The 14,545-nt window shown below is 40.8% G+C and carries 11 protein-coding genes; 6 read left to right on the forward strand and 5 right to left on the reverse strand.

Translation table 11 applies throughout. The features are described from left to right. Window positions 1-55: 55 nt before the first annotated feature. The 5 genes from B3317_RS02105 to B3317_RS02125 all read left to right on the forward strand — a co-directional run bounded on the left by B3317_RS02105 (window position 56) and on the right by B3317_RS02125 (window position 9,097). A complete protein-coding gene (locus tag B3317_RS02105) occupies window positions 56-2,734 on the forward strand; it encodes a 4-alpha-glucanotransferase (protein WP_291108140.1) in 2,679 nt (892 codons plus the stop codon). Window positions 2,735-3,437: 703 nt separating this feature from the next. Further along, a complete protein-coding gene (locus B3317_RS02110; RefSeq protein WP_291108143.1) occupies window positions 3,438-5,282 on the forward strand; it encodes a glycoside hydrolase family 13 protein in 1,845 nt (614 codons plus the stop codon). A 37-nt stretch (window positions 5,283-5,319) separates the two neighbouring features. Next, the gene (locus B3317_RS02115) at window positions 5,320-6,354 is read left to right on the forward strand and encodes a LacI family DNA-binding transcriptional regulator (RefSeq protein ID WP_291108146.1); all 1,035 of its coding nucleotides are present in this window, start codon (window positions 5,320-5,322) and stop codon (window positions 6,352-6,354) included. A gap of 22 nt (window positions 6,355-6,376) precedes the next feature. Continuing rightward, window positions 6,377-7,714, forward strand: coding sequence for an SLC45 family MFS transporter (locus B3317_RS02120; RefSeq protein ID WP_291108148.1), 1,338 nt, complete (start codon window positions 6,377-6,379; stop codon window positions 7,712-7,714). A gap of 21 nt (window positions 7,715-7,735) precedes the next feature. After that, window positions 7,736-9,097 (forward strand): alpha-amylase family glycosyl hydrolase, encoded by a 1,362-nt coding sequence (locus tag B3317_RS02125; protein ID WP_291108151.1) that lies wholly within the window; start codon window positions 7,736-7,738, stop codon window positions 9,095-9,097. A 74-nt stretch (window positions 9,098-9,171) separates the two neighbouring features. Here B3317_RS02125 and B3317_RS02130 read toward each other — a convergent pair whose 3' ends face one another. Further along, window positions 9,172-9,768, reverse strand: coding sequence for an NAD(P)H-dependent oxidoreductase (locus B3317_RS02130; protein ID WP_291108154.1), 597 nt, complete (start codon window positions 9,766-9,768; stop codon window positions 9,172-9,174). A gap of 92 nt (window positions 9,769-9,860) precedes the next feature. On the opposite strand from B3317_RS02130, the gene B3317_RS02135 reads away from it, so the two are divergent. Further along, the gene (locus tag B3317_RS02135; protein ID WP_291108157.1) at window positions 9,861-10,814 is read left to right on the forward strand and encodes a LysR family transcriptional regulator; all 954 of its coding nucleotides are present in this window, start codon (window positions 9,861-9,863) and stop codon (window positions 10,812-10,814) included. Window positions 10,815-10,879: 65 nt separating this feature from the next. Here B3317_RS02135 and B3317_RS02140 read toward each other — a convergent pair whose 3' ends face one another. The 4 genes from B3317_RS02140 to mce all read right to left on the reverse strand — a co-directional run bounded on the left by B3317_RS02140 (window position 10,880) and on the right by mce (window position 13,686). Further along, complete coding sequence (locus tag B3317_RS02140) at window positions 10,880-11,332, reverse strand: biotin/lipoyl-containing protein (RefSeq protein ID WP_291108159.1); 453 nt, start codon at window positions 11,330-11,332, stop codon at window positions 10,880-10,882. A gap of 16 nt (window positions 11,333-11,348) precedes the next feature. Further along, the gene (locus tag B3317_RS02145; protein WP_291108161.1) at window positions 11,349-11,525 is read right to left on the reverse strand and encodes a hypothetical protein; all 177 of its coding nucleotides are present in this window, start codon (window positions 11,523-11,525) and stop codon (window positions 11,349-11,351) included. Window positions 11,526-11,633: 108 nt separating this feature from the next. Then, on the reverse strand, window positions 11,634-13,184 hold the full coding sequence (locus tag B3317_RS02150) for an acyl-CoA carboxylase subunit beta (RefSeq protein ID WP_291108163.1): 1,551 nt from the start codon (window positions 13,182-13,184) through the stop codon (window positions 11,634-11,636). 88 nt (window positions 13,185-13,272) lie between these two features. Beyond that, entirely contained in the window at window positions 13,273-13,686 is a 414-nt protein-coding gene (gene mce / locus B3317_RS02155; protein WP_291108165.1) for a methylmalonyl-CoA epimerase, read from the reverse strand. Window positions 13,687-14,545: the final 859 nt, after the last annotated feature.

Consider the following 14,545-nt stretch of genomic DNA (forward strand, 5'->3'; position numbering starts at 1 on the left):
GGACAAAGCCATGCATAAAAACGCATAAGTCTAAAAACCATAAAAAGCATCATTCATGAGACTAAAACTACAAATAGATTACCATACCGATTGGGGACAGACTGTATATGTTTGCGGTTCAGTGCCTGCTTTGGGTAATTGGGAGAAGGACAAGGCCGCAGAAATGAAAAATATTTCTCCATCCATATGGGAGTTGGAGATTGAAGCCGGTGATGCCACCGATATAGAATATCAATATCTGGTAAAAGACCAAAACAACATAATCGCTCACGAATGGGGAAGCCCGCACTGGTTGAGAACAGAGACTGATAAACGGTTCGATGTGCAGGATATATGGCGGGGCGTACCCCAACAGAAATTCCTTTACACATCGTGTTTTTCGGAAAGTTTCTTTGCGCATGGTGATAATGCGAAAGTCAAATATTACAAGAAGACCATCCTTATTAATGTTACCTGTGTGAATGTAAAGAAAAATCAGAAACTGATACTTTGCGGAGCTTCGGAGACATTAGGAAATTGGAAGCCCGAAGATGCTCTGGAGCTTACACAGGTAAGATTCGGGAGTTGGCAGGTAGCGATTAATGCGCCACAAATAAAAACCACATTAGAATACAAACTTGCAATCTATGATAATAGCACGAAGAAAATTGTACATTGGGAAGAGGGTTTCAACCGTGTCTTATCACCATTGCCCGCCTCCCCGGCAAAAGAAGATATGGTTAAGGTGGAATCCATTGCCTACGCTTATGGCTGGATGAACTGGAAAGCTGCGGGTGTATCCATCCCCGTATTTTCATTACGTTCGAACGACAGTTTTGGTATAGGTGAATTTTCAGACCTGCGGAAAATGGTGGATTGGGCAGTGGCAACAGGACAAAAAATAATACAGGTGTTGCCCATCAACGATACTACCATCACATACACCTGGATAGATTCGTACCCATACAATGCAATCTCCATTTATGCGTTGCATCCTATCTATCTGGGGCTGAAAGCATATCCGCTAAAAGATGAAAATCTATATAAAGAATACGAAAGAGAAGCAGGCGAACTAAACACCCTGGAAAATGTCGATTATGACAGGGTTCTGGCTCTGAAATGGCGTTACATAAAAGATCTTTTCACCCAATCAGGCACAAATACATTAAAAAGCAAAGACTACCTGGCCTTTTATGAGCAGAACGAAGAATGGTTGTTTCCATACGCTTGCTTCTCTTATCTTCGGGATAAATATGAAACCGCCAATTTCAGAAAGTGGAAGACGAACAGTGCTTTTGATAAAAAGAAACTTATTAAATTGACCGAAACAGATAAAGATGCAAAAAAATATATCGAATTATCGTGCTTCACGCAGTACTTGCTACACAAACAACTAGTGGAAGTAAAAGAGTACGCGCACCAGAATGAGGTAGTTCTCAAAGGCGATATTCCTATCGGCATCAGCCGCGACAGCGTGGAAGCATGGGTAGAGCCGCATCTGTTCAATCTGGATGTACAGACGGGCGCGCCACCTGATGACTTTTCATTTTTCGGTCAAAACTGGGGATTTCCTACATATAATTGGGAAGAAATGGCTAAGGATGGCTACCGGTGGTGGCTGAAACGCTTCCGCAAAATGGCAGACTATTTCGATGCCTACCGTATCGACCATATTCTGGGATTTTTCCGCATCTGGGAGATACCTTTGTCATCTGTTCAGGGATTGTTGGGGTATTTTAGCCCGGCTCTACCTCTTACGGCCGATGAAATCCGTTCTTATGGTCTTTGGTTCGATGAGGACAGGATGCTGAAACACTACATTCGTGAAAACTTCTTAGGTAATATATTTGGTAGCCATGTGCCTGAGGTTATTGAAAAATACCTTCGTCCTACCGGATGGCAGCGTTTCGAACTGAAAGAAGAATTCGATACGCAAGCCAAGATTAAGGAACATTTTACCGGGAGGGATGATGAGAAATCCAATTATATCCGGGATGGCTTATACAGCTTATGTAACGAAGTTCTGTTTGTCAGGGATAAACGTGAACCTTATAAGTTTCATCCCCGTATAACCGCCCAGTACAACTATTCCTACAGGGACCTGGACGATGGAGCCAAAGATGCATTCAACAGGTTATATAATGAATTTTTCTATCGCCGCCATTCCCAGTATTGGCGCGATCAGGCAATGACGAAGCTACCTACTCTTATTTCTTCGACCTCGATGCTGGTATGCGGTGAAGATCTGGGTATGGTTCCCGAATCTGTGCCTTCGGTGATGAACGAACTTCAGATATTGAGCCTCGAGATAGAACGGATGCCAAAAGAACGGGAGGTATTATTCAACGACCTGCATCATCTGCCATACCTGAGTGTCTGCACGACATCTACCCATGATATGTCACCTCTCCGTTTGTGGTGGAAAGAAGACAGGCAGCTGACCCAGCAATATTACAATCAGGTATTATGGAAGCATGGTGCTGCTCCCGAAGAATGTACAGCCGATTTGTGCGCCCAAATTGTAAGTAATCATTTATATTCTCCGGCTATGCTTGCTATTCTGCCGCTTCAGGACTGGCTGTCGATAGACGACACTCTGAAACGTCCGGTTGCCGAAGATGAGCGCATAAATATTCCGGCTATATCGCAACACTATTGGCGGTACAGGATGCATCTTACCCTGGAAGAATTACTCGAAGCTACGGATTTTAACCGGAGGGTTAAATCGATGGTAGGTTCATCGGGGAGGGAATAGGTGTAATGGAAAAGTGAAAAACGAAAAGTAAAAAATTAGATAATATCTTACTGGTGACCGATGACTGAACAGGTGTTACTTTTTTTTATAACTTTATCTATAGAGTACAGATAACAAGCGTGTTGTCGATAGAAAAGTAACAGTGTGAAAAATTTCGAAAGGTTGTTACTTTTGTTACTTTTTGAAAGAAGGTACAAGTAGACGAGATACAAGATACGAGTTGTTGACTGAAAAAGCTGTAACCTTTGTTACTTTTTTAAGAGTTACGAGTTACTCCACCCTTCGGGCAGTTACAAGTTACAAGTTGGCTGGCGTTTTGTTTTGTTTCACGCAAAGACGCAAAGGCGCAAAGTTTTACATCTTACGAGTTGTTGACTGATGACTGTAAATACTGTTACCTTTGTTACCTTTTGGGAATAGTTACAAGTAGACAAGACACGAGATACAAGATACAAGTTGTTAACTGATGACTGATGACTGTTTACTGTTAACTGAAAAGTTACCTTTTATATAGTGTTCTTTGCGTAAACCTTTGTATCCCTTGTGGTAAAGAGCTTTAACCACTAAGTACACGAAGGGGGGCACAAAGAACACAAAGACTAAAAAAGACTGTTACCTTTTTCAGTTACGAGTTGTTGACTGATAACTGAAAAAATGTAGGAGCGGCAAAACCGACGTAAATCAAATATAAATTATATAGTACATGAAGAAAATCTATTTAGTATTATTACTCGTTTTACTGAGCTTATCGGTTTTTGCAATCGATATAAAAACAGTAGATCCTGCTTTTTGGTGGTCAGGGATGAAAAATCCTGAATTGCAGGTATTGATACACGGAGAAGGTGTGGCTAAATCGGACGTAAGTATTACTTCAAAATCGGTAAGGCTGAAAGAAACTGTAAAGCTGGAAAGCCCTAATTATCTTATATTATATTTCGACTTATCCGGAGCTCAACCCGAAAAGTTCGATATTGTATTGCAGCAGGGGAAGGACAAGAAGGTGGTTCCTTATGAGATTAAAGGCCGGAAGTCCGGCTCATCCGACAGGATAGGCTTCAATGCTTCAGATGTACTTTATCTGATTATGCCAGACCGTTTTGCAAACGGAGATACATCGAATGATGTAATTGCAGGGATGCGTGAGGCCAAAATAGACCGTAACGGACAATATGCCCGTCATGGCGGAGATTTTAAAGGAGTAAGTGACCGTGTGGATTATATACACGATCTCGGTGTAACCGCCATCTGGTTCAATCCGGTGATGGAGAATGATATGCCGGAGGGTTCATATCACGGATATGCAACAACGGATTATTATAAAGTAGATCGTCGTTTCGGTTCCAATCAGGAGTTTGCAGACTTAGTGGATAAGGTTCACGCTAAAGGGATGAAGGTGGTGATGGATATGATTTTCAACCACTGTGGCAGTGAACATTTTTTCTTTAAGGACAGACCATCTAAAGACTGGTTCAATTACCCTGACGGATATGTGCAGACTTCATATAAGACAGTTACACAGTTCGACCCGCACGTATCAGCATACGACTTTAAGAGATCCGCGGATGGTTGGTTTGTAGAGTCTATGCCCGATTTGAACCAACGAAATCCGCATGTAGCCAAATACCTTATCCAGAATAGTATCTGGTGGATAGAATATGCAGGTATTGATGGTATCCGTCAGGATACACACCCCTATGCCGATTATGACATGATGTCGGACTGGTGCAGGGAAGTTACAGAAGAATATCCCGATTTTAATATTGTAGGCGAAACATGGCTTAATACCAATGTAGGAGTAGCTTATTGGCAGAAAGACAGTAAGTTGGCTTATCCGAAAAATTCCTATCTGCGTTCGGTGATGGATTTTCCTCTTACAGATATAATGAACAGCGCATTCGATCAGGAAACCACAGATTGGGGGCAAGGCCTGTCGCGCATACATGAATATCTGGCTCAGGATATAGTTTATGCCGATCCTATGGAATTACTTATCTTCCTTGACAATCATGATACATCGCGTTTTTACAGGACCGAAGAGCAAACCTCTAATCTGAACCGTTATAAACAGGCTCTTGCATTTCTGTTGACTACCCGTGGAATCCCGCAAATATATTATGGTACTGAAATATTAATGGCTGCCGACAAGGGAGAGGGAGACGGGTATCTGCGTCGCGATTTTCCCGGAGGATGGCAGGGTGATAAGACAGACCTGTTCGTTTCGGCTAACAGAACGCCGCAACAGAACGAGGCTTTCAATTACCTTCGTAAATTATTGCAATGGAGAAAAGGAAATGAAGCTATATCAAAAGGAACTCTAAAGCATTTTGTGACAAACAATGGTGTTTATGTTTATGAACGTAAATTCAACGGGAAGTCCGTTGTTGTATTCCTGTCCGGGTCGGATAGTGAAAAAACGATAGATCTTTCACCATATAAAGAAGTGTTGCCGAAGAGTCAGGCAAAGGATGTTATAAGTGAAAATATTGTAAACTTAAATAACGGGTCTTTAACATTGCAGCCTCGAAGTGTCTTGGTATTAGAATTTTGATTACTTTTATACAAAGTAAATGCAAAATTTGAAGACCATGAAAAAAGGGCCGTTAACAATTAAAGATATTGCTAAAGATTTGAATATATCGCCCTCGACCGTGTCGAGGGCTTTGAAAGATAATCCTGACATAAGCCTCGAAACAAGGAAACTGGTGCAGGATTATGCGAAAAAGTATAAATATAAGCCAAATGCGTTGGCTTTGAGCCTGAGAACACAGCATACCAATATTATCGGGGTTATCGTTCCTGAATTGGCAAACCACTTCTTTTCCGGTGTATTATCCGGTATGGAGACTATCGCCGAGGAGAAGGATTACCATGTAATTGTATGCCAGTCGTCGGAAGATTACCAGAAAGAGATACGGAATGTACAGACTCTTATCAAGGCCCGTGTATGCGGCGTGTTGATCTCTCAGTCGAAAATGACTACAAAATACGATCATTTTCAGGAATTGATAGATAACGATATACCGGTCATCTTTTTCGACCGTATTTGTACGGGAATCGACACGGATAAGGTAGTGGTGGATGATTATTCGGGAACATTTACCGCTGTGGAATATATGATAAAGACAGGTTGTAAGCGTATAGCCTTTTTTTCGGCCCCGTTGCACCTCGAAATATCCAAGAACAGGAGAAATGGTTATCTGGATGCATTGCGCAAATACCATCTGCCCGTAGATGAAAATCTGATGCGTATAGCTGATACCAAGCAGCTCGGTTATGAGAGAGCAATGCAGATATTGCAGGAACCTGACAGACCGGATGCATTTATGGCGATGAACGATTATACGGCCTCGGGTATATTACTGGCGACAAAGAAGCTTGGTTTGAAAGTACCGGAAGAGGTTTCGATCTTCGGCTTTTCCAATTCCAATATATCACAGGATACCGATCCCATGCTTACTACTATGGATCAGCATCCTAAAAAAGTGGGGGAGGAAGCGATGCAACTTATGTTGGAAAAAATAGAGAACCCCGGAAATGTATCGCGAAAGAACAGACTGATAAAGACCTCTTTGATAGCAAGGCAAACCACACGGGAACTGCCCGCCAAAGGAGGAGATTGATTAATACATACTAAAATATACCATGAAACAAAAACCAACACTTACCTTTTGGCAGATCTGGAACCTCAGTTTCGGATTTTTAGGCATTCAAATAGGATATTCATTGCAGAGTTCGCAAACCAGCCGTATATTGTCGGCATTGGGAGCCGATCCTCATCACTTGCCCTTATTCTGGCTGGCGGCCCCGATAGCAGGATTGATTGTACAACCGATTATAGGTATGTCCAGCGATCGCACATGGACAAAGTTGGGACGGCGTATTCCGTTTATCCTCGGAGGAGCAATAGTTTCGGCTATAGCTATGTTTTTCATGCCTAATTCGGAATTTGTTGCAGCTATTATGCCTCCTGTATTTTTCGGAGCATTTATGTTATTGTTCATGGATTGTGCCTTTAATGTTTCTATGCAGCCTTTCCGTTCTCTGGTAGGTGACATGGTAAACGACAAGCAGCGGAACCTGGGTTACTCCACCCAAAGTTTCCTTACAAATGTAGGTGCGGTTGTAGGCTCTTTCTTACCTTTTATCCTGACATGGATTGGTATACAAAATATACCCGCGATAGGAGAAAAAGTAGCCCCATCGGTTATCTGGTCATTCTATATAGGAGGGACGGCTTTGCTGCTGACAGTTTTATGGACAAGCTTCAGAGTTAGAGAATATCCTCCGAAAGAATACGAAGAATACAATAATATCACTGAGGAAGAAAAGCAAAAGCGGTCTTTTATAGATATTCTTAAAAGCACGCCTAAAACAATGCTTCAATTGGCTGTTGTGCAGTTTTTCTCCTGGTTCGCCTTATTCCTGATGTGGGTATATTCCATTGGAGGAATAGCCGAAAATGTGTGGCATACGACAGATCCACTGTCTCAGGCTTATAACGATGCTGGCAACTGGAATGGCGTGCTGAGTGGGGTATATGGTATCTTTGCAGTTGTATTCTCTGTCTTTATGGCTCGCATAGCTGATAAGTTGGGACGGAAGAAAGTATATTCGTTCGCTTTGCTTATGGGTGCGTTAGGGCTGGCTTCGATGTATATTTTCGACGATAAATATATGTTGCTGGTATCTATGCTCGGTGTGGGGATTGCCTGGGCGGCTATATTGGCAATGCCTTATGCCATCCTGTCGGCTGCGCTTCCAGCCAGCAAGATGGGTGTGTACATGGGTATATTTAATGCAACTATAACTATTCCGCAAATTGTGGCGGGTATAACAGGTGGGTTGATATTGAAATATGTTGTGGGAGGAAGTTCTGTTTCTATGCTGGTAGTAGCAGGCGTATCTATGTTGTTGGCTGCAATCTCTGTTGCATTTGTACAAGATAAGAATGCAGAGATACAACCGGAGAATATAAAGTAATATCCATTTAAAATATAATTTATGAGAAATAAACTATTATTTGTGGTCGCTTTAATAGCCCTTATGAGCTATTCATGTAAACAAAAGCCACAAACAGCAATTGATGAACCGCAGGAAGAGTGTACTGTACTGCATCTCGACTGGACACGGAGTGCCGTTATTTACGAAGTGAATGTAAGACAATATACCAAAGAAGGCACATTTGCTGCTTTCGAGCAACATCTGCCACGACTAAAAGAACTGGGTGTCGATGTGCTTTGGTTTATGCCGATACATCCGATATCCGAGAAGAACCGTAAAGGAACTTTGGGTAGCTATTACGCAGTAAAGGACTATAAGGAGGTAAATCCTGAGTTCGGTACAAAAGAGGACTTCAAGCGTCTTGTCGACAAAGCGCATGAAGCCGGATTTAAAGTGATACTAGACTGGGTGGCCAATCATACAGGCGGTGATAATGTATGGCTGTCTGAACATCCCGACTGGTATGTAAAGGATGAGGCCGGAAATCCGAAGAGCCCATACGACTGGACAGATACTTACGAATTGAACTACGATAATAAGGATATGCGTACAGCAATGACGGATGCGTTGAAGTATTGGGTGACAGATTTCAATATCGACGGCTATCGCTGCGATATGGCGCATGAAGTGCCTACTGATTTCTGGAACGGTGTACGCCCTGCATTAGATAGCATCAAACCTGTATTTATGCTGGCTGAATCAGAAAACTATGACTTACTGGAGCATGCTTTCGATGCCAATTATTCATGGGAGTTGATGCATATGATGTCCGACGTGAATAAAGGAACTAAGACCGCCGAAGATATTCAGGCATACGTTCAGAAATTGGATAGCCTTATGTGCCCGGATGGTTATAAAATGAATTTCCTTACTAATCATGACGAGAATTCATGGAATGGTACCGAGTTTGAACGTTATGGAAAAGGAGTGGAGGCTTTTGCCGTACTCACTTATACTCTGAATGGCATGCCAATGATATATACAGGGCAGGAAGTTGGCCTGAAGAAGCGTCTTTCTTTCTTCGAGAAAGATATGGTGCCGTCGTGGACAGCCAATGCAACCACCGCTTTTTACAAGAAGTTGAACGAACTGAAGCATACTCACCCGGCATTGCGTGCAGGGGAGATAGGCGGTAAGCTGAGGTTTTACACATCGTCTGCTGGTAAAGATATCTTAATCTATTCGCGTGAAGCGGCAGGAAAAGAGATAATGGTAATGCTGAACCTGTCCGGAAAGAACGTTACCTATCAGAGTAATGACGCTTTAAACAGGGATAACTATGTAGACTATTTCTCAGGGAAGAAGGTCGATAAATTGCCTAATACCCTGAAAGCATGGGAGTACAGAGTATTTACCCGCTAAAATGAAATTATAGCAATAATAAAGGCTCAGATGATAGGATTATTCTGAGCCTTTATTATTCTTAATAATATATGTTATAGCTCTTTGGATACCATATCCAGATGTGCCCGGTAATTCTTTTCCGACTGCTTGATATTTGAATTTTTCATTACATCATAGAAATGGAAGCTATCCACTGGTTCCAAGCCAATAAATGCATTCATACGGTGGAAACCGAACATTACTCCTTTGTCTACACTGTGCTGTTTAAAGAATTCATCTTCCAGGGTAAATGCTTCAACCGGAGCATTCCATGTCGTTGTCAGCATATATTTACGTCCCTGTAACAGGCCGCCCGTGCCATAGTTGCGAGTTGGATTGGCCGAACGCCTGCCGTCACTGAAATAGATGCCATTCTGGTGACCTGCGGTAAAAACCTCGTCTATATACTTTTTCAAATCGTTAGGCAATTGAAACCACCAGATGGGAGTATGGTAGATAATCACATCTGCCCATACAAACTTCTCTACCTCTTCTTCAGGTTTATAGCTGTCATTGATATCTGTAGTCTTTACTTCATAGCCTTTATTATTTTTGAAGTAATCTACTGTCCAGTTTGTAAGTGTTTTGTTAAACTCTCCTCCCGAATGAGCAAACTTTGGTGCTCCGTTTATTACAAATATCTTTTTCATAATTGTTTTTTACTTTTAATATTTCTGCGACAAAATTATAACCTTTTTATTGATAAATAAAATAATATAAATTATATATTTGCATCATAATTATGATAGATATTATGGTAAATCTTGAATGGTTCAGAACATTTAAAGCAATATATGAAACAGGGTCATTAACCTCGGCTGCCAACAAGCTATATATATCCCAGCCCGGTGTCAGCCTCCATCTGAATTCTTTGGAAGCACATATCGGAAACAAATTATTCGACAGGGGGACACGTAAGATGTTGCCGACCGAATACGGGAATATGCTCTATAATTCCATTGTGGATGCCGTGAAAAAACTGGAGGAAGCCGAAGGACATTTTTACAGGAATGCAGATTCAGGCAGGCCGAGTATAAGTATCGGGATGTGCTTTGAAACGTTCCAGTATGTACTCGAACCTTTTATCAGCAAACTGCCTTTCAATCTTATCACTAAATTCGGGGTATATCAGGATATGCTGAATGATTTGGATAAAGGCCTGCTCGATTTTGTTATCTCGCCGCAAAAAGATGAAACGTTTAATATTCAGTACACCCCTTTTTCGAAAGAACGTCTGATACTCATAGCAGGAAGTAAGAGTGATTTATCCGGATTCCGGGAAGCTGTAAATACACGTAATGCCGAAATCGCTGAAGATTGGCTGAATAAGCAGTCCTGGTTTGGAACAACAGGAGATATGGAACATCTCCGTAATTTTTGGATACACAATTTTAAGAAAAGGCCCGATTTTAAGCCAAACTATATTGTTCCGAATATGAGTTCGATTATACGTTGCATATCGGGTAAGGAAGGTTTTTCCGTTATTCCGGATTTTTTATGCCGCAAGCAGTTGGAAGAAGGAAATATCCAACTTGTGTGGGAAGGTTTCACTCCAATAGAAAATACGCTGTATTTTGCTCAAAGGAAAAAAACGATTTACAAAAAAGAACTGGCATTGTTACAAGATATTTTTCTCAAACATATGGCCATCGATGTCAAAGATCAAATCTTGCTTTTACAGGATAAAGACCGGTAATAAAGCAAGAACACTGTATAGATAAAATTATACAGTGTTCTTTACATATTTGGGGATATTTTTCTTTATCCTATCGCCAATAAGGCTACGCCTTCAAGTACCGAGTCTCCGGCATTTACATATATTTCAGTAACTTTACCATCCACTGGTGCCTGTATGGCATTTTCCATTTTCATGGCTTCAAGCATAGCTACTGTCTGGCCTTTTTTCACTTCATCGCCCACATTTACCTGAACTCCGATAACGATACCCGGTAGTGGTGATTTCACTGTACCTGCACCGCCTCCGGCAGGTTTGTTTGCACTTGGGGCAGCAGCTGTTGCTTTTGGTGCTGCGGCTGCAGGCGCTGATGCTGCTTTAGCAGCAGGACGGGCAACAAAATTTACATCCTCGTCGCTGTTTACCAACTCTACCTTGTAGTTAGTTCCGTTTACAGCTACTTCTGCAAGGTCACCCTCCATTTTGTTTACGGCAACTATATATTCCTGGCCGTTGATTCTGTATATGAATTGTTTCATGATGTTTTTCCGAATTTTATTTTCTTATTGGCATTTGAAGCATAGCCTCCCTTTTGTCGGCCCAAGGCAAATAATCTTTCGATACATGTTTTATAGTAAGCACGTTGCTTTCTATATCATGCTGATGCTGTACATCATATATAGCCAGTGCTATCGCCGCCAATACTTCTTTTGATATATTCTGATCGCTCATCTTATTTTTTCTTTTGTGATGTTTAAAAATTTAATATTTAAAGATTTAATAATCAAAGTATTTGTTTAAATTGTTAAATCTTTAATTTTTTAAATTTCACTTTAGAGATTACAGAGGCAGGTTGTCGTGCTTTTTAGCAGGATTAACTTGCTTTTTGGTTCTCAGTTGTTCCAAAGCACGGATCACACGGAAACGGGTGTTGCGTGGTTCGATAACATCGTCGATATATCCATAACGTGCAGCATTGAAAGGATTACAGAATAGTTTGTTGTATTCAGCTTTCTTAGCAGCAAGTGCTTCAGCAGGATTTTCAGCCTCTTTGATTTCTTTTGCGTATAATACTTCGGCAGCACCATCGGCACCCATTACTGCGATTTCGGCAGTAGGCCATGCATAGTTGATATCTCCGCGAAGTTGTTTACAGCTCATCACAATGTGAGAACCTCCATAAGATTTACGAAGAGTAACAGTTACTTTAGGTACAGTAGCTTCACCGTAAGCATAAAGAAGTTTTGCTCCGTGAGTGATTACACCACCGTATTCTTGTCCTGTTCCCGGAAGGAATCCCGGAACGTCTACCAATGTTACCAGCGGAATATTGAAAGCATCGCAGAAACGTACGAAACGTGCAGCTTTGCGTGATGCATTGATATCAAGTACCCCTGCAAGATATTTAGGTTGGTTTGCTACCACACCTACCGATTGTCCGTTCATACGGGCAAAGCCGATAATGATGTTTTTAGCATAATTGCCATGTACTTCAAGGAATTCTCCATTATCTACTACCGCTCCGATAACCTCAAACATATCGTAAGGCTTGTTCGGGTTGTCAGGGATAATTTCATTTAGTGAATCTTCCATTCTGGCAATAGGGTCGGTACATTCTTTGCGAGGAGCTTCTTCCATATTATTTTGAGGAAGGAAGCTATATAGGTGACGGATAAGAGCAAGTCCATCGTCTTCGTTTGCTACAGAGAAATGAGCAACCCCGGATTTTGTTGTATGTACGCTTGCTCCTCCAAGTTCTTCCTGAGTAACGTCTTCACCTGTAACAGTTTTTACCACTTTAGGTCCTGTAAGGAACATATAAGAAGTACCTTCTGTCATCAGCGTAAAGTCGGTAAGAGCCGGAGAGTATACGGCACCACCGGCACAAGGTCCGAAGATACCTGAAATCTGAGGAATAACACCGGATGCAAGAATATTGCGTTGGAATATTTCAGCATAACCGGCCAAAGCGTTTACACCTTCCTGAATACGTGCGCCACCTGAGTCGTTGATTCCGATTACAGGAGCACCTACTTTCATCGCCATATCCATTACTTTGCATATTTTCAATGCCATAGTTTCTGACAATGAACCACCGATTACAGTGAAGTCCTGTGCGAAAATATAAACCAGACGGCCGTCTATGGTACCGCAACCGGTTACAACACCGTCTCCCAGGAATTTTTGTTTGTCCATTCCGAAGTTTGTACTGCGGTGTTCCACGAACATGTCAAATTCTTCGAAACTACCTTCGTCAAGGAGGATAGCTATACGTTCGCGCGCTGTGTATTTGCCTTTATCGTGCTGTGAGTCTATTCTTTTCTGACCACCACCCAGACGGGCTTTAGCACGAAGTTCCATTAGCTCTTTTACCTTTTCAAGTTGGCTCATGTTTTAATATTTTAGATTCTAATAAATTAATCTGTTCAACGTAAAAATGACCTTACGTCATCATTGGGTGAGTAAAGTCATTCTTACTTTATTTGTTTGGATGTTCACACAGTTCGGTGAGGACGCTTCCTGTTGATTTCGGATGAAGGAATGCGATATTCAGGCCTTCTGCACCACCGCGCGGAGCTTTGTCTATCAGCTGTACGCCTTTCGATTCCATTTCGGCAAGAGCATTAGCCACTCCGTCTGCTACGCTGAATGCGATATGATGGATGCCTTCTCCTTTTTTCTCAATAAATTTAGCAATTGTGCTATCAGGGCTTGTAGGCTCCAGAAGCTCAATTTTTGTTTGTCCCACTTTGAAGAATGCAGTTTTTACTTTTTGGTCTTCTACAACTTCAATGTTATAACATTTTAGACCTAAAACACCCTCGTAATAAGGTAGTTGTTCTTCGATGCTTTTTACAGCAATACCTAAATGTTCAATGTGTGAAATATCCATGATTTTATCTGAATAAAAAGTTATTATTTAGTTCCGCGCAAAGGTACTATTAAATTATAAGACAACGAAATTAAAATTGTAAAAAAACTTTGTTTTTGCACAAAATGTCAAAAAGTGTGCAATGTGCGTTTTTCGTTTTCTAAATGTTTGTTTTTTAACATTAAAATATCACTTTTTTTGGGGGAAGTTTATAGTTATCAGTTAATAATAGTCGAGCTTTTACAACTATATTTATTTTATTAAATCTGGTACCTTTTCTTAAAAAGTAACAAAGGTAACACTATTTACAGTAAACAGTAAACAGTTAGCAGTCAACAGAAATGCAGTTCTTCAACTTATTACTTATTATTTAAAACTCATTACTTGTTAAAAGGTAACAAAAGTAACAGATATATCAGTTAACAGTCAACAGTTAGCAGTTAACAACTTGTATCTTGTATCTCGTACCTTGTCTACTTGTAACTATTCCCAAAAAGGTAACAAAGGTAACACTCTTTACAGTCAACAGTTATCAGTCAGTAACTGGTAAGATGTAAAACCTTTGCGCCTTAGCGTCTTTGCGAGAAATAAAACAGGGCGCCAGCTAACTCGTAACCTGTAACTGCCCAAAGGGCGAAGTAACTTGCAACTGTTAAAAGGTAACAAAGGTTACAACTTTTCATTCATTTGCTAATTTACAAATCTACTAATCAGTCTTTCAAAGAACTTATAATTTTTAACTATGTACATAGATAAAATTCTTTTAAGAATATCCGGTAATGTTCACTACATTTTATTCTAAATAAATACTTAAAATATGAAAATGTATTTAAATAAATACGTTTGCATAGAAATATAGTGTTAAATGAATGGTTTTCAT

Source organism: Dysgonomonas sp. UBA7710 (assembly GCF_002482385.1).
Lineage (GTDB): Bacteria > Bacteroidota > Bacteroidia > Bacteroidales > Dysgonomonadaceae > Dysgonomonas.